General features: G+C 39.5%; 18 protein-coding genes. 9 read left to right on the top strand and 9 right to left on the bottom strand.

Annotated features, from left to right (window positions below; translation table 11 throughout):
• Window positions 1-15 precede the first annotated feature (15 nt).
• From E1140_RS12565 to E1140_RS12550, 4 genes are read right to left on the bottom strand one after another with little or no spacing between them, the layout of a single operon-like run.
• Window positions 16-1,332, bottom strand: coding sequence for a NupC/NupG family nucleoside CNT transporter (locus tag E1140_RS12565; RefSeq protein WP_155184137.1), 1,317 nt, complete (start codon window positions 1,330-1,332; stop codon window positions 16-18).
• Window positions 1,333-1,388: 56 nt separating this feature from the next.
• Window positions 1,389-2,000, bottom strand: a complete 612-nt coding sequence (locus E1140_RS12560) for a bifunctional nuclease domain-containing protein (protein ID WP_185153563.1) — start codon at window positions 1,998-2,000, stop codon at window positions 1,389-1,391.
• A 6-nt stretch (window positions 2,001-2,006) separates the two neighbouring features.
• Entirely contained in the window at window positions 2,007-2,966 is a 960-nt protein-coding gene (locus tag E1140_RS12555) for an electron transfer flavoprotein subunit alpha/FixB family protein (protein ID WP_155184134.1), read from the bottom strand.
• Between the two features lie 29 nt (window positions 2,967-2,995).
• Window positions 2,996-3,733: an electron transfer flavoprotein subunit beta/FixA family protein gene (locus E1140_RS12550; RefSeq protein ID WP_155184131.1), complete on the bottom strand. Its 738-nt coding sequence runs from the start codon at window positions 3,731-3,733 to the stop codon at window positions 2,996-2,998.
• Window positions 3,734-3,799: 66 nt separating this feature from the next.
• On the opposite strand from E1140_RS12550, the gene E1140_RS12545 reads away from it, so the two are divergent.
• On the top strand, window positions 3,800-4,141 hold the full coding sequence (locus E1140_RS12545; protein ID WP_155184128.1) for a tetratricopeptide repeat protein: 342 nt from the start codon (window positions 3,800-3,802) through the stop codon (window positions 4,139-4,141).
• An 80-nt stretch (window positions 4,142-4,221) separates the two neighbouring features.
• On the opposite strand, the gene E1140_RS12540 is transcribed toward E1140_RS12545, so the two are convergent.
• Both E1140_RS12540 and dnaB read right to left on the bottom strand, forming a co-directional pair.
• Entirely contained in the window at window positions 4,222-5,214 is a 993-nt protein-coding gene (locus tag E1140_RS12540; RefSeq protein ID WP_155184126.1) for a quinone oxidoreductase family protein, read from the bottom strand.
• Between the two features lie 66 nt (window positions 5,215-5,280).
• Window positions 5,281-6,855 carry a replicative DNA helicase gene (dnaB, locus tag E1140_RS12535; protein WP_155184124.1) on the bottom strand — a complete coding sequence of 525 codons (1,575 nt, stop codon included), beginning with the start codon at window positions 6,853-6,855 and terminating at the stop codon, window positions 5,281-5,283.
• Between the two features lie 324 nt (window positions 6,856-7,179).
• Between dnaB and E1140_RS12530 the strand changes: the two genes are divergently transcribed.
• Both E1140_RS12530 and E1140_RS12525 read left to right on the top strand, forming a co-directional pair.
• A complete protein-coding gene (locus E1140_RS12530; protein ID WP_155184119.1) occupies window positions 7,180-8,547 on the top strand; it encodes a UDP-N-acetylmuramate--L-alanine ligase in 1,368 nt (455 codons plus the stop codon).
• A gap of 18 nt (window positions 8,548-8,565) precedes the next feature.
• Window positions 8,566-9,369 (top strand): 3'-5' exonuclease, encoded by an 804-nt coding sequence (locus tag E1140_RS12525; protein WP_155184116.1) that lies wholly within the window; start codon window positions 8,566-8,568, stop codon window positions 9,367-9,369.
• Between the two features lie 51 nt (window positions 9,370-9,420).
• Here E1140_RS12525 and E1140_RS12520 read toward each other — a convergent pair whose 3' ends face one another.
• Window positions 9,421-10,215: a M48 family metallopeptidase gene (locus E1140_RS12520; protein WP_155184111.1), complete on the bottom strand. Its 795-nt coding sequence runs from the start codon at window positions 10,213-10,215 to the stop codon at window positions 9,421-9,423.
• Between the two features lie 111 nt (window positions 10,216-10,326).
• On the opposite strand from E1140_RS12520, the gene E1140_RS12515 reads away from it, so the two are divergent.
• The 4 genes from E1140_RS12515 to E1140_RS12500 all read left to right on the top strand — a co-directional run bounded on the left by E1140_RS12515 (window position 10,327) and on the right by E1140_RS12500 (window position 14,350).
• Window positions 10,327-10,938 carry a fumarylacetoacetate hydrolase family protein gene (locus tag E1140_RS12515; RefSeq protein ID WP_155184108.1) on the top strand — a complete coding sequence of 204 codons (612 nt, stop codon included), beginning with the start codon at window positions 10,327-10,329 and terminating at the stop codon, window positions 10,936-10,938.
• Window positions 10,907-12,817 carry a M23 family metallopeptidase gene (locus tag E1140_RS12510; RefSeq protein WP_155184105.1) on the top strand — a complete coding sequence of 637 codons (1,911 nt, stop codon included), beginning with the start codon at window positions 10,907-10,909 and terminating at the stop codon, window positions 12,815-12,817. The genes E1140_RS12515 and E1140_RS12510 overlap by 32 nt, the downstream gene beginning before the upstream one ends.
• Before the next feature lie 6 nt (window positions 12,818-12,823).
• Window positions 12,824-13,273 (top strand): thioredoxin-dependent thiol peroxidase, encoded by a 450-nt coding sequence (gene bcp, locus E1140_RS12505; RefSeq protein ID WP_155184102.1) that lies wholly within the window; start codon window positions 12,824-12,826, stop codon window positions 13,271-13,273.
• A gap of 225 nt (window positions 13,274-13,498) precedes the next feature.
• Window positions 13,499-14,350 (top strand): transketolase, encoded by an 852-nt coding sequence (locus tag E1140_RS12500; RefSeq protein WP_155184100.1) that lies wholly within the window; start codon window positions 13,499-13,501, stop codon window positions 14,348-14,350.
• Between the two features lies 1 nt (window position 14,351).
• Here the strand turns inward: E1140_RS12500 and E1140_RS12495 are convergent, their stop codons facing one another.
• Together E1140_RS12495 and E1140_RS12490 are read right to left on the bottom strand one after the other, a co-directional pair.
• The gene (locus E1140_RS12495) at window positions 14,352-15,890 is read right to left on the bottom strand and encodes a glycoside hydrolase family 32 protein (protein WP_155184097.1); all 1,539 of its coding nucleotides are present in this window, start codon (window positions 15,888-15,890) and stop codon (window positions 14,352-14,354) included.
• Window positions 15,887-17,224, bottom strand: coding sequence for a sugar porter family MFS transporter (locus E1140_RS12490; RefSeq protein ID WP_155184094.1), 1,338 nt, complete (start codon window positions 17,222-17,224; stop codon window positions 15,887-15,889). The genes E1140_RS12495 and E1140_RS12490 overlap by 4 nt, the downstream gene beginning before the upstream one ends.
• Before the next feature lie 87 nt (window positions 17,225-17,311).
• Between E1140_RS12490 and E1140_RS12485 the strand changes: the two genes are divergently transcribed.
• Window positions 17,312-18,682, top strand: coding sequence for a vWA domain-containing protein (locus E1140_RS12485; protein ID WP_155184091.1), 1,371 nt, complete (start codon window positions 17,312-17,314; stop codon window positions 18,680-18,682).
• Between the two features lie 83 nt (window positions 18,683-18,765).
• Window positions 18,766-19,645 (top strand): transketolase C-terminal domain-containing protein (locus tag E1140_RS12480; RefSeq protein ID WP_185153562.1); only part of this gene is annotated, 880 nt, incomplete at its 3' end.

The raw sequence follows: 19,645 nt of genomic DNA, 5'->3' as shown, positions 1-19,645 counted from the left end.
TTATATAGTTGTTGTTCACCCAAACAAAGCTCCTGCAATAGTAGCCGTCATCATGGTGGCCATGGTTGCTGCAAAAAGTGCACGCATGCCCAATCTTGATAAATCACCCTGTCGGCTTGGGGCCATCACTCCTATTCCTCCCACCTGTATGGCGATTGAACTGAAGTTAGCAAATCCACATAACGCATATGTGGCGATTACAATTGATTTTTCACTAAGTCCACCAGACATCTTCATGTCAGCCAGGCTCAAATAGGCAACAAACTCATTGATCACTATCTTTTGTCCAAGCAAACTACCCACGGATATGGTTTCAGCCCACTCTACACCCATCACAAAGGCAAAGAGTCTGAACAATTGACCCAATATATATTGAAGAGAAAAACCATCAAAAACTCCGTTTGTAGAACTCGACACAATCTCATTTAATGAAGTAAAATGCCAGTTCAAATATTCGATCCCGTCAAAAGTTCCAATACCGTCAACTAGCACCCAATTAATAGCAAAAATGATTGCAATAAACGCCAACAGCATTGCTGCTATATTAATAGCTAGCTTCACTCCCTCAGATGCTCCATGTGCCAAAGCATCTATCAGGTTTACACCCATACTATCCTTAGAGACATTAAGGTTGGAATCAATAGCTTCCTTATTGGTTTCTGGAATTACCATTTTAGCAATCACTATGGCCGCAGGTGCATTCATAATAGAAGCGCTCAGCAGATAAGCAGCATATTTTGACCGTTCTACAGGATCATCACCTCCTAAAAAGGCAACATAACCAGCCAAAACACCACCAGCTATGGTAGCCATACCTCCAGTCATAAGACACATGAGCTCTGAGGTGGTCATTGTTTTTACAAATGGTCTTACCAACAATGGTGCTTCTGTCTGCCCTAGGAATATATTACCGGCTGCCGACAAACTCTCAGCACCAGACAATCTCATAGTTTTAGCCATTATCCAGGCAATACCATAAACCACTTTTTGTAATACTCCAAGATAATACAAACCGGTAGAAACAGTAGAAAAGAAGATAACTGTGGGGAGTACCTGAAAGGCAAAAATAAATCCCAGTTTATCTGTTGCGAGATCTCCAAAGAGAAATTGAGCTCCATCTGTAGAGAAGCTCAAGAACTTTACAAAGACATCGCTCACCCAATCGAAACTAGTGGCAACAAACTCAACTTTGGTAATGAGTACACCAAATATCAGCTGAAGGAGTATACCTATACCGACTAAGCGCCAATCAATGGCCTTCTTATTACTAGAAAACAAATATGCAATGCCTATTAACACTGCAAGACCTAACAAACCTCTTATGTAATCCATCGAATTTGGGCATAAAAATAGGCTGATAAGCAACTTACCAGCCTAGTATTCTTGTTTTAATTTCTTCTGCTAAGTTCGTCTCTGATCTTCGCAGCCTTTTCGTAGTCCTCATTTTCAATCGCCTCATTAAGAAGTTCATTGAGCTTGTCAACAGACATATCTTTGAAACCGCTATCACTTTTCTTCACCTCTTCTTTCTCCTTCTTCACCTTCGATTGCAGCTCGCTCTTAATTTCACTAATATCATCATCATTCTCATCAGTAAGCACAATACCTGCCTCTGCAAGAATAGATTCATAAGTGTAAATTGGAGCGTCAAAACGAAGGCCAATAGCAATAGCATCCGAAGGTCTTGCATCAATCTCAACTTTGGGGCCATCTCCGGCACAGACTATTTTGGCAAAGAAAACTCCCTCTTTAAGGTCAGAGATAATAATCTCCTCCACCTTATAAGAAAAGCTATGCGCAAATGATTTAAACAAATCATGTGTCATTGGCCTGTTAGGAATGATTTTTTCTATTTCAATAGCTATGGCCTGAGCCTCAAACATACCAATAATGATGGGCAATCTACGACTTCCCTCAGTTTCACCCAGCACAAGAGCAAATGAACCTGACTGTGATTGACTGGAAGAAAGTCCTAATATTTCTAAGCGTATCTTATCCACAAATCTCTACTTCGCTGCCTTAATGGCTTCTGTTAATTTAGGAATAACCTCAAAAGCATCACCAACTATACCATAATCAGCCGCCTTGAAAAATGGCGCTTCAGGGTCTTTGTTTATTACTACTATGTTTTTTGACGAATTAACACCTGCCAAATGCTGAATAGCACCAGAAATACCTACAGCAATGTACAACTGCGGACTTACTTTTACTCCTGTCTGCCCTACGTGCTCATGGTGAGGTCTCCAATCCATATCAGATACTGGCTTGCTACAACCTGTAGCAGCACCTAATACTTTTGCCAACTCCTCAATCATACCCCAATTTTCAGGCCCTTTCAAACCACGACCACCAGAAACTACTAATTCTGCTTCCGGCAATAGTATCTCACCTGTAGCCTTTTCAGTTTTAGTAATGTTTGTGCTAAAATCACTATCGGCAGCTGAACCTGCAAATGCCTCTACAGTTGCTGTTCCACCAACTTCTTTTACTTCAGCAGCATTCTTTTTAATGGCAAGAATCTTCTTATCCTTTGTAAGCTCTACATTGGCAAAAGCCTTACCAGTATAAATACTTCTTTTTACTTTAAAACCTGCAGATGTATCTGGCAATTCAGTAACATTCGAAACTAAACTTGCATCTACTTTAACAGCAACTCTTGCAGAAACAGGATTACCTAACGAAGAATTAGCTAATACTAAAACATCAGCGCCTTCCTTATTCATAGCATCAGCTATTACTGAAGCATAAGCCTGGATAACTCCTTTATTGTATCTGTCGTCCTTTACATGCAATACCTTTGAAGCACCATAGTTACCCAATCCTTGTAATTCTGAATCAGAAACTTCAGTACCAAAAGCTATAGTTGTAACATCACCACCCATTCCTTTAGCATAAGCAACAGCCTCAAGCGATGTCTTTTTTATTTGTCCTTCCGCACTTTCAACGAAAACTAATATTGATGACATATTCTTAATTTCTTTGTGAATAAATTAGATTAAATGACCTTGGCATCATTTTTCAATAAATTAACCAATTCGGCAACGTTATCAGCGTCTACCATTTTCACAGCGCCCTTAGCAGGTGGCAACTCAAATTTATCAAGTGTAGTACCTGATTGGTTCTGAGATGGCTCAACCACATTCAAAGGTTTTGTTCTTGCAGACATAATACCTCTCATGTTTGGTATTTTCCATTCTGCAATAGGCTCCTGGCATCCTGCAACCAATGGCATTTTAACCTCAAGCATCTCTTTACCACCTTCGATTTCTCTAGCCATCTTGGCAGTATCACCATCAATATCTAAAGTCATTACCGGAGAAATTGAAGGAATTCCTAAAATTTCACCTACCATTCCGTGTACCATACCTCCATTGAAATCAATAGATTCACGGCCCATTAATATCAAGTCATAACCCGCATCTTTAGCAACATGTGCTATTTCAGACGCTACAAATAATGAGTCCGTTGGTTCTGCATTTATTCTAATAGCATCATCAGCACCAATGGCCAAGGCCTTACGTAACGTAGGTTCTGTTTCTGCACCACCAACATTTAATACTGTAATGCTTCCCCCTGACTGCTCCTTTAATTCAACCGCTCTAGCCAAAGCATAATCATCATAGGGTCCGATGATAAACTGAACACCATTAGCATCAAATTTTTTATCACCATCTGTGAAAGCAATGCGCGATGTTGTGTCTGGCACATGGGTTATACAAACTAATATTTTCATTTAAATTTTATGGATTTAAAATGTTGTAAATTAACCTTTTAATTTTGCCCGTGAAGATAGCGAATAATGGAGCAAATAAAAATTGAAACTGTGACGAATTCGAACCGATTAGAACAACTACTGAAGTATCTTGATGAAGACCCAAATGATGCATTTACGCTCTACGCCATTGCCATGGAATATATGAAATCTAACCCAAGCACTGCGCGAGATTATTTCGAAAAACTACTTGACAACCATCCAAATTATCTTGCTACATATTATCAAGTAGGCCATCTCTACGAAGCACTTGGAGAAGATGATCTAGCCATAAAAGCTTATAATAAGGGAATAGCAGTTGCGCAAAATCAAGGCAACGAAACCACACTAAGAGAGCTTAAAAACGCGCTTGATGAGCTAGAGTTTTAGTAAAAAACTCTACTAATATTTTTAGTATTTAAAATTATAAATATTTGATAATCAGATAATTTAAAATAACTTAACTCAAGTTAAAGTTTAATAATAATCTTCCCTACCTTACTTGAGCTGGCTATTTCGTCAAATGCCTTAATAATATTGTCAAATTCAAAAGTACTCTCCACAACAGGCACTATTTTATGCTTGCTTACAAAAGACAGCATTGCTTTAAATTCCTTGTCGCTACCCATGGTACTTCCTTGCAAAGTCACCTGGTTCCAAAACATCCTGTAAAGATCGAGTGATGATGGAAGGCCGTTAGTTGCTCCATAAAAAACAATCCTTCCGGCAGGTCTCATCAGTTTAACAAATGTATTTATCTGATCCCCCCCTGCACTATCAATTACCACATCAAAACCTCCTTTGGTTTGCCATAGATTTTTATACCAATCAGATTCTGTATAATTAAATCCGCCTGCGGCACCCATATCTATGGCTTTCTTTATTTTAGATTCACTGCTCGATGTTATGTAAACATTGGCACCAGCAGCAAGCGCAAACTGAAATGCAAATTGGGCTACTCCTCCACCAAATCCGGAGATGAGAACATTGTCATCTTTCTTTATTTTCCCATGCGTGAAGCAGGCACGATATGCGGTGAGTCCTCCTAATGGAAGCCCTGCAGCTTCTTCATCTTTAAGGTGCTTTGGTATGTCATGAATACGATCTTCACCTACTTCTACAAAATCAGCAAATGTCCCATTTGACGGCATTCCTAAGATGGCATAATCGCGAGATTGAACAGCTTCATTATCACCCCAATTGATGTTTGGGTTAATGATTACTTTTCGCCCAACATTCTTTTTATTCACCCCATCTCCTATCTCAGTCACTTCACCAACACCATCGGCACCCAAAATAGACCCAAACTTGATATTTGGATATTTGCTCTCTCTAATAAACTGATCACGCTTATTAAGTGCTGCAGCAGAAACCTTAACCAATACATTTCCAGCTTGTACTTTTGGTACAGGAGCTTGTATAAGCTTTATTACTCCCTTTGATGCTATAGATAGTGCCCTCATTATGTTTGATGTTTATAATGAAGTTAAGAAATGGGACTGAACCCTACAATATGAAAGAAGGATTAATTAGAACGGAGCGTCCTCTTCATCATCACCACCAGAATACCCAAATCCACCTGCACCTGATTGATCATCTTCTCCTGAATTCAACTTGCTACCAAATGTCATGGTATTTGAGTCATCAAACTCGTTAGGTATTCCTCCACCTCCTGGGAATGGCTCACCAAAGGAATTATTATCCAAATCCGTAAATTTGGTGTATTTACCGATAAATTTAAGCTGCACATTTTCAACAGAACCGTTTCTGTGCTTAGCGATAATAATCTCACCCACTCCAGTTGTTGGCATTCCATTCTCATCTTCAGTAATACCATAGTACTCCGGACGATAAAGGAACATTACCATATCCGCATCCTGCTCAATAGATCCTGATTCCCTCAAATCCGATAGCTGAGGTCTCTTATCTCCACCGCGCGTCTCCACTGCCCTACTTAACTGCGAAAGTGCAATTACTGGCACGTCCAATTCTTTTGCAATTCCTTTCAAGGCTCGAGAAATAGATGCAATTTCCTGTTCACGATTACCACCGCCCTTAGAGCTATCACCGCTCATCAGCTGCAAATAATCAATAACGATAAGCTGAACATCATGCTGAGCTTTCAGTCTTCTACATTTTGCTCTTAACTCAAGAATAGATAAGGCTGGTGTATCATCGATAAATATTGGTGCGCTACTTAGTTTATTTGTTTTATGAATCAGCTGCTGCCACTCATAGTCAGCAAGATTACCCTTCTTTATTTTTTCACTCTCCAGCTGAGCCTCTGCAGATATCAACCTGTTAACCAGCTGAACAGAGCTCATCTCCAAGGAGAATATTGCTACAGCATGATTAAAATCAACTGCGGCATTTCGAAGTGCAGAAACAACAAAAGCCGTTTTACCCATTGCAGGTCTTGCTGCAATAATTACCAAATCCGATTTCTGCCATCCTGAGGTCACCCTGTCCAAAGCAGTAAAACCACTGGCGATACCAGTAAGTCCGTCTTTGTGATTTTTCCTTTCCTCAAGCTCATGAATCGCCTGAGCCATTAACGAGGTCATGCTATCATAATTCTTTCTGATATTAGCTTCAGAAATTTCAAATAAAGCACTCTCAGTTTTGTCTAAAAGCTGGAATACATCAGTTGTATCCTCATAGGCATCCTGATGAATTTCTGAAGCCACTCTAATCAGCTCTCGCTTGATCGCCATCTCTGTCACGATACGAGCATGATACTCGATATTCGCAGCAGATGAGACTTTTGAGGTAAGCTCAGCAATATAATAGGACCCGCCAACAAATTCCAACTTCCCGCTTTTACGAAGCTGTGAAACCACAGTACGCATATCTACAGGCTCAGAATTGTTAAACAATGTAACTATAGCACTATAAATCTCTTTGTGGGTATCCAGGTAAAAGCTTCCTGGTGTTAGGATGTCGACAACGGCTGTAAGTGCGTCTTTTTCCAACATTAACGCACCTAAAACCGCTTCTTCCAAATCTATCGCCTGAGGAGGCAATTTACCTAACGTGTCGTTTATATCTTTGACTAATCTGTTAGACTTATGACCTACTCTTAGAGACGAAGATTTGTTTTCCATGTAGTGGTTGTTGGATTATATTTTGAATGACAGGTTCAAACCTAAAAAGAAAATAAAAGCCGAACAATTCTGGTGGATTGTCTTTAAAAACAAAGTCTTGTTTATAAAAAAATCATCCCACCAGCAGCATGGTAAATTTTTAATCAATGTGCTAGTCATTTTCCACAGTTTAAAAAGCCTTGTCCACTTTTATATGTGCAAAACTTGTACTTCCATTCACAAATTTATAAGTTATCCACATACTTATGCACAACGTTCAAAGTATCAAAATAGTCCCGAAATATTAATTTTTATTCTATTTTTGACCCTTAACATTTTCATTTCATGGGTACACCATCTCAAAATATTCACTTTATAGCCATTGGAGGCAGCATCATGCACAATTTGGCTATTGCCTTAAAGAAAAAAGGCCACCATGTCACCGGTTCAGATGACGAAATTTTCGAACCTTCCAAAACACGACTTTCCGTCAACGGCTTATTGCCAGACAAAGAAGGTTGGGATGCAAATAGAATAACCACCGATCTTGATGCTGTAATTCTAGGCATGCATGCCCGCGAGGATAATCCGGAGCTTAAAAAAGCTCAGGAGTTAGGTGTTAAGATCTACTCATTTCCAGATTACATCTATGAGCAGTCTATCAATAAACAACGGATTGTAATTTCCGGAAGTCATGGTAAAACCACCATCACTTCTATTGTGATGCATGTCTTAAAATATTATAACAGAAGTTTTGATTATGCTGTTGGTGCACGAATCGAAGGCTTCGAGGACATGGTCCAATTATCCGATGCTCCGATAATAATTATCGAGGGTGACGAATACTTGTCCTCTCCTATCGACAGAACACCAAAGTTTCTAAAATACCACCATCATATAGGTCTAATATCTGGTGTATCATGGGATCATATTAATGTATTTCCTTCTGAAGACGAATATGTTAAGCAATTTGACTTATTTGCTGATGCAACACCAAAAGCTGGTACATTAATATACAGTGAGGATGATTCTTTAGGAACTGTAATAGGCAGCAAAGAAAGAGAAGATGTGGTGGAGCTACCCTACAAAACTCATGCTCACATAATAGAAGATGGTGTTACCTATCTTACTAATGGCAATGAAAATATTCCTGTAAAGCTATTCGGCAAGCATAACCTGCAGAACATCAGTGGTGCTATGGAAATACTTAAGAGAATAGGTATTTCGCCAGATCAGTTTTACCTGGCTATCCAGTCGTTTAAAGGTGCTGACAAGCGTCTTGAACTTATAGGTGAGAAAAAAGGCGTATCAATTTATAAAGATTATGCTCACGCACCATCAAAAGTTAAAGCCACTACCTTAGCGGTAAAAGAGCAATATCCTGCAAGAGACTTAGTCGCATGTTTGGAACTGCATACTTTCAGCAGTTTGAATAAAGAGTTTTTAAGCCAGTATAAAGGGACAATGAAATACTGCAATGTGCCGATTGTATTTTATAGCCCATCTACCCTAGAGCATAAGATGATGGACAAAATCACTAAAGAAGATATAAAGAAGAGCTTTGGTGAAAGCAACCTTCATGTCTTTGATGATAAGGAAGAAATGTTAAAATTCATCCAGGAGCAAGACTGGCATAACAAAAATCTTTTAATGATGACCTCAGGCACCTTTAACGGACTTGATTACAAGGCATTACCTGACATGCTGAACTAAGCAGCAAAAACTATTTGAATGAAATTAAATCTAAAGAATCCGCTTACTTTTTTTGACCTTGAAACAACCGGAACCAATACAGTTCAGGATCGAATTGTTGAAATATCAGTTGTAAAACTTTTGCCAAATGGTGAGCGCGTCATAAAAACCCATAAAATCAATCCTACTATTCCTATTCCAATAGAAACCAGCCTTATTCATGGCATCTATGACGAGGATGTGAAGGATGCTCCAGCATTTAAGAACATTGCCAAAAGCCTGGCTCAGTTTCTGGAAGGCTCTGACCTGGCTGGTTTCAATATTTTGAAATTTGATGTGCCTTTGCTCGTGGAAGAATTCCTAAGAGCTGATGTTGATTTTGATGTATCAAAAAGGAAATTGATTGATGCTCAGAAAATTTTTCATATGATGGAGAAAAGAACGCTATCAGCGGCATACAAATTCTATTGTGGCAAAACTTTGGACAATGCCCACAGTGCCGAGGCAGATACTATCGCTACTTTAGATGTACTAGAAGCTCAGGTAGTTAAATATGACGGTCAGGAAATGGTTGATAACCTTGGAAAAAGCATAGGCACCATAAAAAATGACATGTCTGTACTTCACGAGCTTACCTCATCAAACATGGTTGACCTGGCAGGCAGAATTGTGATGAACAATGATGGAAAAGAGGTCTTTAATTTTGGAAAACACAGGAATACACCTGTTGCAGATGTACTACAAAGGGAACCTAATTATTACAATTGGATGATGAATGGGGACTTCCCTCAAGATACCAAACGAAAGCTTACTGAAATTAAGCTTAGGAATATGAAGATGTAACAAAAAAGCCACTCAAAATTGAGTGGCATTTTTGTTACAGGTAATACTGAACTACTTCTTATAATACTTCAGCGCCTCTGGCATCTGAGAATTCAAATCCGCAATTCTTGTATCTGGATTAGGGTGAGTAGATAAAAACTCTGGAGGTCTGCTTCCACCGCTATTAGCATTCATTCGTTCCCAGAACTTTGGTGCCTCTCTAGGATCATACCCAGCCATAGCCATAAATATCAATCCCATTTTATCAGCCTCGGACTCATGGGTTCTTGAGAATTTCAACATTCCTATCTGTGAACCCATACCTATAGATTGCAATAATATCTGATTCGTAAGTGTTGGATTCTGACCTAAAGCCGCAGAAGCTCCACCCAAAAGGCCATTAGCTACTAATCCCTGACTCATTCGTTCGCTTCCATGATTGGCGATAGCATGAGCTACCTCGTGTCCCATTACAACCGCCACACCTTTTTCATCCTGGCAGATGGGCATTATGCCCGTATAAAACGCCACCTTTCCACCAGGCATACACCAGGCATTTACAATATCTTCTTCTATGACATTAAACTCCCAAGCGTAGCCTTCCAATTGAGAGGCCATTCCATTTTGGCGCATATAAGTATCAACCGCCAATGAAATTTTAGCACCTACATTCTTCACCATTCTGGTATACTCAGCATTGGTCGATATTTTACTCTCTCCTAATACCGATTTATATTGATCGAAACTCATTGGTAAAAGCTCAGAGTTAGGTACCAGACTAAGCTGCCTTCTTCCTGTCAATGGCACTTTAGCGCAGCTAAAAACAAGAAGGCAAATAATTAAAGCAGAAATTATTTTAGTATTCATAATTACTAATTTTATGTTCAGAAAAGATTCATCAATTTTATCAAAAATACTTTGAATCAATAACAATTTGATGCTGTATTGTTTTAACAAATCAGAATTTAAATAATTTCTATGAAAATATTAGCGATAGGTCGGAATTATGCTGAACATATCAAAGAGCTCAATAATGAAAAGCCTGACGAACCTGTCATTTTCACTAAGCCTGATTCTGCACTATTAAAAAATGGTGCAAATTTCTATTACCCTGACTACTCAAATGATATACATCATGAAATAGAACTTGTATTGAAGATTTGTAAGGTCGGTAAAAACATTGATGAGAAATTTGCCCATAAATATTATGAAGAAATAGGTCTGGGAATAGATTTTACGGCCAGAGACTTACAACAAAAGGCTAAAGAAAAAGGGCTCCCATGGGCCATTGCCAAAGGGTTTGACGGTTCTGCGCCTATTTCTAATTTTGTCTCTATTGATAAGTTTAAAGGTTTAAACAATATCAACTTCTCATTACAAGTCGATGGTGAAGTGAAGCAAAATGGAAACACAGGTATGATGTTATTCAATTTCAATTATATGATATCATACCTTTCAAAGTTCTTTACTTTGAAGAAAGGAGATTTAATTTTTACAGGAACGCCAAAGGGTGTGGGGCCGATAGCGATTGGTCAAAAATTGGAGGGATACATAGAGGATGAAAAAATGCTGGAGGTACATATTAAGTAACCTGATATTTATTGTTGGAATACTATCTTTTTTAAATGCATCTGGTCAGCTAGCACCAGGTGAGATCGCTAAAGAATCATATTACATGTTTCCTATTAAGCCAGGTGAGCGCAACTCACTTGCCGGCACTATGGGCGAGCTACGATCTACACATTTTCACACTGGCATAGATATAAGAACTGAAGGTCGTATAGGCCTTCCTGTCTATGCTTCTGCTGATGGGTATGTTTCTAGAGTAGCTATTTCTAACTCTGGCTATGGCAATGCCATTTATATATTACACCCAAATGGTCATACTACTGTCTACGCACATTTAGACAGAATTAACGGCAAATTGGCCAATTATATACGCACGCAGCAGTATAAGTCAGAAAGTTTTGAACAGAACCTGATGATCAAAAAAGATCTGTTTCCGGTAAAGAAGGGTGATATTATAGCTTATTCCGGCAACAGTGGTTCTTCAGGCGGTCCTCACTTACATTATGATATAAGAGACCGGTATCAAAACCCGTTAAATCCTCTTAACTACGGTTTCGAAGAGATTCTTGATAACACTCCACCGCTGGCAGAAAATATAGTAGTGAGCACGCTTAATAAGAATGCAAGGGTTGACGGTCAATTCGGTCAAATGACTTACAATGCCAGGCGAGTAGGCAATAACTATGTAATAGATCAACCCATTTCGGCTAAAGGTGAAATAGGCATTCAGTTATATGCCTATGACAAACTTGACAATTCAAGGTTTAGATGTGGCATAAATACTTTGGAGATGGACATTAATGGAAAGTTGGTGTACTCATATGATATCCAGTCTTTCTCATTTAGCGAGCAGAGAAACATTCTTAAGCACATGAGCTATGAGAACCTGCACTTTACTGGCACACGATACCATAAACTTTACATAGATGATGGCAACAAGCTGAATTTTTACAATACTGATAAAAATCAGGGTAGAATAAAAGTGGCGGTTGGAGAAGAGCTGCCTGTAACGATAAAGATGACAGATACCTATGGCAATGAGAGTCTGCTGACTTTTAAAATTATTGGCAAGGACTTTCCAGAGTCACTTTACTCCTATGACAATTTGAAATACGATATCGATGTAATAGAAAACACCTTTGTTTATAAAGTACCAAAAGAACAAACCGAGAATGGTGTGATGCTTAATGGAACTTCAACTGTTCCTGATTACTTTATTAACAATACTGGTATCTTCCTCCATGACATGCGCAGAGAAATGCCCGAGGTACTTCAAGTTGATAAATCCTTTAAGTCCTACAATTTCAAAGACAAGGTGCCTCATGAAATGGATTACAAATACTATGATAAGTTTTTAGATATCTATTTTCCGTCTAACTCACTATTTGACACCTTGTACTTAAAAACTGACTATAAGTTAGACACGGCAGAGCAACAGGAGTTCTTTGACATAGGTAGCACCTATGTTCCATTAAGGAAGTCTATGAAAGTGACATTAAAGCCACAAGGCCATTATCCCAAAAACGAATATGCAGTCTACTATATCTATGACAATGGTTACAAAAGTTTTGAAGGCGGCAGTTGGGAGGCCGACAAGGTCAGTTTTTGGACCAGGAGCTTTGGTAAATACACAATACTAGCGGATACAATACCGCCCAGGGTTACCCCTCTTACACTCAACGCTAACAACATAAGGTTCAAAATAACCGATAACCTTTCAGGCATCAAGTCATTTAATTGTTATGTAAATAACGAATGGATATTAATGAACTACGATAGCAAAAGGGCGCTTATATGGTCAGAAAAATTAAACGATAACAAACCCTTTAATGGAGTTGTTAAGCTATTTGTGGAAGACAGGCAGGGCAATATAAATGAATATTCAAACACCTTAAACTAAATAACTATGGCGCTAAAAGCAGGTGACAAAGCACCCGATTTTAATGTAAACGATCAAGACGGTAACGCTGTCTCAATGAAGGATTATGCAGGCAAAAAAGTGGTACTATACTTCTATCCAAGGGACAACACCCCCGGCTGTACTGCAGAATCTTGCAACCTTAGAGATAATTATGAAGCACTGCAAGCTGCAGGTTATGAAGTGTTAGGAGTAAGTACCGATACAGAAAAATCACACCAAAAATTTATAGAAAAACAAAGCCTACCTTTTAAACTATTGGCAGATACTGAAAAAGAAGTACATGAAAAATACGGCACATGGGTAGAGAAATCTATGTATGGACGTAAATATATGGGTACCGCCAGAACCACATTTTTAATTGATGAGCAAGGAAAGATTGAAGAAATAATTGAGAAAGTAAAAACAAAGGAGCACACTGCTCAGATATTAAAATAATAAATTGATCACTTTAAAGGTGTCTCAAAATTTAAGCGTCATTACGAACGCAGTGAAGTAATCTCTTCCAAGGACAGATAACCACTATTGAATTGATTCCTCACGAGAAGCCCGAATGGCAGAGATGAGACTTGAATAATTTTGAGACACCTTCTTTCGTTTTTTTCAATAATACGCTCCTACTTCCCTGATAATTTTTAAATTCGCATCATTAAACATTTATCGATGAGCACTACTCCCAACATCCCCGAATTAAAGAAAATATCTTCACAAGTTAGAAGAGACATTATCAGAATGGTACATGAAGTTCAGTCAGGCCACATTGGTGGTTCATTAGGCTGTACTGAATATTTCGTTTCAATGTATTTTCATATCATGAAACATGATAAGTCTTTCAACTTAGATGGTGTAGGAGAAGACCTTTTCTTCTTATCAAACGGACACATTTCTCCAGTATGGTATAGTGTGTTGGCAAGAAGCGGATACTTTTCGGTTGATGAGTTATCGACTTTCAGAAAGCTGAATACAAGACTTCAGGGTCACCCGGCTACGGAAGAAGACCTACCCGGAATCAGAATTGCTTCTGGTTCTTTAGGACAAGGTTTATCTGCTGCTTTAGGTGCTGCTCAGGCTAAGAAATTGAACAATGACGATAATCTTGTATTTGTTTTAATGGGTGATGGCGAGCAGGACGAAGGTCAAGTATGGGAAGCAGCAATGTATGCAGCACACCACAAAGTGGATAACATCGTAGCAACTATTGACTTCAACAGACAGCAAATTGATGGATCTACAGAAGAAGTAATGAGTCTTGGTAGCTTGAGAGCTAAATGGGAAGCGTTCGGCTGGAAAGTGATTGAAAGTCAGGGTAATGATATAGAGGCATTGATTTCTAAAATAGAAGAAGCTAAGAGCCTGACAGGCAAAGGTCAACCAATACTAAACCTAATGCATACCGAAATGGGTTTTGGTGTTGACTTTATGGTAGGAACACATAAATGGCATGGCATCCCTCCTAGTGATGAGGAATTAGCTAATGCTTTAGGCCAATTAGAAGAAACTTTAGGTGATTATTAAATCACCTATTCCAAATTCCTTTTAGTTTGTAAATAGTGCCCTCGGCCTTTATTGGTTGAGGGTTTTTTGTTACCAACTGGGCATTGGTAAACGGTGAACTTGGAAAGTACAATGAAGTCATCACCAGCTCCCCGCCATTGACAAAAATCTCTACAGAGCCCACATCCATAAGAACTCTTAAAGACATTTCTTTAGAATTCAAATCAAATGGAGCCAGTTGATCTCCATTAAACTCTTCTGAGAATTCGTTATTACCAGCGGCATCTCTATTGATATAAAATGACTGACTCTCTTCAGAATAACCGAACCTTAAGGTATCCGCATCATTGTTAAAAAGCAGCAATTCAAACTGACCGAGCGCTTCACCCTCCGAGATTACAGTCAAATTCATATCTGCTAATTGATAACCACCTTTCATCAGGTCAACTGTAGTACCTGAAGCATTTACAGTCATGCTTTCTCCTCTAAGCTGCTCCAGCTCTTTAACTGGGTAAGAAGCCAATATGTGCTTACCTTCCATAGTCTTCAATTCAAAAGTACGAGCCACTGTCATAGCACTACGCCATTTCTCTGTAGGTACTACCTGAGCATAATTCCAGTTGCTCATCCAACCCAAAAACAAAACCCTTCCATCTTCCTCCGGCACATTTGACCAGGTAACGCCCGCATAGTTGTCTCTACCCATATCTATCCAGCGGGTTTCCTCATCTTGTGGAGTGAAGCTCTTACCGTCAAAATCACCAACAAAATACTGGGTTGCAGAACCTCCATTTGGACCACCGGGATTGATACTCACCAGCAACACCCACTTATCTCCCATTTTGATTAGGTCTGGGCATTCCCAAACGCCACCATGGCCACCCAACTCAAATCCAAAATCACTTTCTTTCGTCCATGATTTTAAATCAGGACTGCTATAAAATGTGATATGATCCAACACAGCTAGTGACATCACCCACTTCTGCCCTTCTTCATACCAAAACACTTTGGGATCTCTAAAGTCTTTTATTCCTGGATTGGGTAACACCGGGTTATTCTCATATTTAGCCCAAGTGCGTCCCTTGTCAGTACTGTAAGCGATTCCCTGATATTGATAATCTATTTTACCTTGCTCCGCCATTTCCGGATGGTGGTAAGTGTAAATCGCGATCAGCGGTGGATTTTCAGCAGTGCCCAAACCAGAAGTATTATTTTTGTCCACCACTACACTACCAGAGAAGATGTAGCCCAAATCATCAGGATAAAGTGCTACAGGCAGATGCTCCCAGCTCACCATATCGGTACTTACTGCATGACCCCAGTGCATAGGCCCCCAAACGGTACTGTCGGGATAATATTGATAAAACAGGTGATATTCCCCTTCATAATAAACCATGCCATTAGGATCATTCATCCAGTGTGCCTCTGGTGAAAAGTGGAACTGCAGACGGTGCTGTTCTCCGTAATATGATACATTCTCTACTTCAACGACTATCTGTTCTTCTTTCTTTTGTGAGCAGGCAGCAGTTATTATAAATAATCCTAATACTATTTTTTTCATGGTGATAGTTCTTTAGCAAGTTCTTCTAATGTTTTGCCTTTAGTTTCTGGCATCAGTTTCCAGGTAAACAACAGCTGCAGCATCATCATAAAGGCAAAGAATGCAAATACAGGCCACGGATTCTCCCCAAAGATCCCTTCTTCCCTGTCAATAAATATTGGTGTCAATAATGTGATAAGTGCTGCAAAAACCCAGTGCGTACCTGTACCCAGCGATTGACCATAAGCGCGAATCTGGTTAGGGAATATCTCTGAGATAAATACCCAGATAACTGCTCCCTGACCAATGGCATGAGAAGCAATAAACACCAATATGAATACCAATAAATACGTTGGGTCAATAGCCGCATAAAACGCATAGGCAGTGAGCACCAGGCTTATAATATAGCCGATGGAACCAATATACATCAATTGCTTACGTCCAATCCTGTCAATAAGATAAAGGCCAGCAAAGGTGAAAAGCATATTAATACCACCAATGGATATCGAATTAAAGAGGGAATCCTTGGCAGCAAGACCTGCTATCTCCAGCAGCTCAGGTGCATAATACAATATAAAATTAATGCCTGATAACTGATTAAAGAAGGCGATTAAAAATGCCAGCATAATAGGTCGGTAATGTTTCTGAGTAAAGAAGTTGCTGTGCTGAGCATCTGGCTGAATGTCATTCTTAATGTCCTGAAGTCGCTCTTGTGCCGTGGCAGGATCAATGATATTCAGCACTCGTAATGCTCCTGCTTCATCTTTCTTCTTTAAATACAACCATCTCGGGCTATTAGAAACGCCTAATATTAAAATACAAAAAATAAATGCAGGTATGCCTTCTACACCAAGCATCCAGCGCCAGTCATTGTCACCACCAACACCTTCTAACAGGTAGTTGGAGATAAAGGCTATCAATATACCGAATACCAACATAAACTGGTAAAGGGCCACGAACTTACCTCTGTTTTTAGAAGAAGTTATTTCTGAAATATAAGTGGGTGCCGCTACGGATGAGGCTCCCACACCAATACCGCCTATGAATCTGAAAAATGAAAATAAATATGGGTCTGGAGCGAATGCTGACCCCACGGCAGATACAAAATACAAAACGCCTACCCAGAAGAGGGTCTTCTTTCTACCGATAGCATCTGTAGGAATTCCTCCAAATAATGAACCGATTACCGTACCCCAAAGGGCCATCGACATGATAAATGTACCGTGAAAGAATGGCGTGGTTTGCCATAACTCTTTTATGGGAAGGTTAGCCCCAGAAATAACCACAGTATCGAAACCGAAAAGGAATCCAGAGAGTGCTACGGTTAAAGACCAAAGTATTATTTTATTTTTCATCGGAGTAATTTACGATTTTTGTAAAAAATACAAACGATTCCCTAGTTCTAAAGGAAATTATTGCCCAAAATAATCGTTGATAACCTAATGCTAAGAGTAACAACCGTAATTGCGCTACTGTTTATAACAACTTTTGTTCTTGCCCAGAATGTACAGCAAAAGCTTCCTGAAAAAACCAGAATCTTATTTCTATTAGATGGCTCAGCAAGTATGCTGGCCAAGTGGGGTCAGGAAACGCGCATGGATGTTGCCAAATCTTTGCTTACCAATTTGGTCGACTCGCTGAAAGTTAACCCTAAGCTGGAGTTGGCACTTCGTGCTTACGGACATTTGTACTCTAAGGGGGCGCAAAACTGCAAAGACACTAAACTAGAGGTGAGCTTCGCGCAAAAAAACCATGCACAGATCATCAAAGAACTGCAGCTGATTAGTCCGAAAGGCACTACACCTATCGCCTATTCGCTGGAACAAGCAGCCAATGACTTTCCGGCTGGTAGCTCAAGGAATATTGTCATCATCATAACAGATGGTATCGAGTCCTGTGATGGCGACCCCTGTTCTGTATCATTAGCGCTGCAGAAGAAAGGTGTTTTTCTGAGGCCTTTTGTTATTGGTTTAGGGATTGATAAGGACTATACGAAAGAATTCAGGTGCCTGGGTGACTTCTTTGATGCTAAAGATTTAAACACTTTTCAGGTGGCACTACAAAAGGCCATTAAAACCAGTCTTGAAAAAACCACCGCTACGGTTGAGCTGCTGGATGTAAAAAACAAACCCACAGAGACCAATGTCAATGTCAGTTTTATCAATAGCGTTACCAATATATCCGCTTTTGATTTTGTGCATTATCTGGATGAGCGAGGCAGGCCAGACACGGTTACATTAGAGGCCGTAATACCTTATGATGTGGTGGCCAACACCATCCCTCCTGTTATTAAAAGAAACTTCAGACTTCAACCTGGCATTCACAATACCATTGAGCTTTCTACGCCACAGGGGTCTTTAAATATCAGCCAAAGGAGCGCTTCTACTTATGAGCAGGGCGTTAAAGTGCTTATTAGCAAAAATAATAGGCTCATTCATACTCAGGATATTAATACCACTCAGAAGTACTTGGTTAGCGATTATGATATTGAAGTGTTAACACTGCCTTCGAGAAAGTTTAAGGTAAGTGTAAAACAAAGCCAGCAAGAGAAAATCACCCTGCCTGCACCGGGATTATTAAATGTTTATAACAATGCGGCTGGGTATGGTAGTTTATATGAGGTGAATGTTGATGGCAGCCAAAAGTGGATCAAGGATATTGACAGCAAGGAATCCAAATCTACCATTGCTATACAGCCTGGTAACTACAAAATTGTTTTCAGGGTAGAAAAAGCCCCTGGCAGCAAGTACACCACCGTTAAGAACTTCACCATTAAAGAAGGACTTTCCACAACAGTGAGATTGTTTGACTAATCTTAAAATAGACTATTATTTTAAGAAGATATGTATAAATTTGCCGCTTCCATAAGGCGCTTAATAACCTAAACATTTATACCGTGACTAAACTCACCTATACCGAAAAGAAAGACACAAGATCAGGCTTTGGTGCCGGATTGCACGAATTAGGAAAATCTAATAAGAACGTAGTAGCACTTTGTGCAGACTTAACAGGCTCTCTTAAAATGGATGCCTTTAAAAAGGATTTCCCTGACAGGTTTTTTCAGGTAGGTATTGCTGAAGCCAATATGATTGGTTTGGCTGCTGGTATGACCATTGGTGGTAAAATACCTTTTACAGGCACGTTTGCTAACTTTTCTACTGGTAGAGTTTATGACCAGATCAGACAGTCAGTAGCATATTCTGGCAAAAATGTAAAGATCTGTGCTTCGCACGCTGGCCTTACTTTAGGTGAAGATGGCGCTACGCACCAGATTCTGGAAGATTTGGGCATGATGAAAATGTTGCCACACATGACGGTGATCAACCCATGTGATTATAACCAGACAAAGGCCGCTACTATTGCGATAGCTGACTATGAAGGTCCGGTTTATTTAAGATTTGGCAGACCAAAATGGCCAATCTTCACTCCTGCTGATCAAAAGTTTGAAATTGGTAAGGCTATCAATATGATTGAAGGTAGTGACGTTTCTATTTTCGCTACAGGCCATATGGTTTGGCAGGCAATAGAAGCTGAAGCTATTTTGGCAGAAAAAGGCATTAGCGCTGAGATTATTAACATTCACACCATTAAGCCATTGGACGAAGAGGCAATATTGGCCTCTGTGAAGAAAACAAGATGTGCAGTAACAGCTGAAGAGCACCAAATGAATGGAGGATTAGGAGACAGCGTAGCACAGACATTAAGCCGCAACTTACCTCTACCATTAGAAATGGTGGCAGTAAATGACAGCTTTGGAGAAAGCGGAACCCCAGAAG

The sequence above is a fragment of the Fulvivirga lutimaris genome (genome assembly GCF_009711525.1).
GTDB classification, from domain to species: Bacteria; Bacteroidota; Bacteroidia; order Cytophagales; family Cyclobacteriaceae; genus Fulvivirga; species Fulvivirga lutimaris.
The sequence above is the reverse complement of the archived record's forward strand: the minus strand, read 5'-3'. Positions and strand labels throughout refer to the sequence as shown.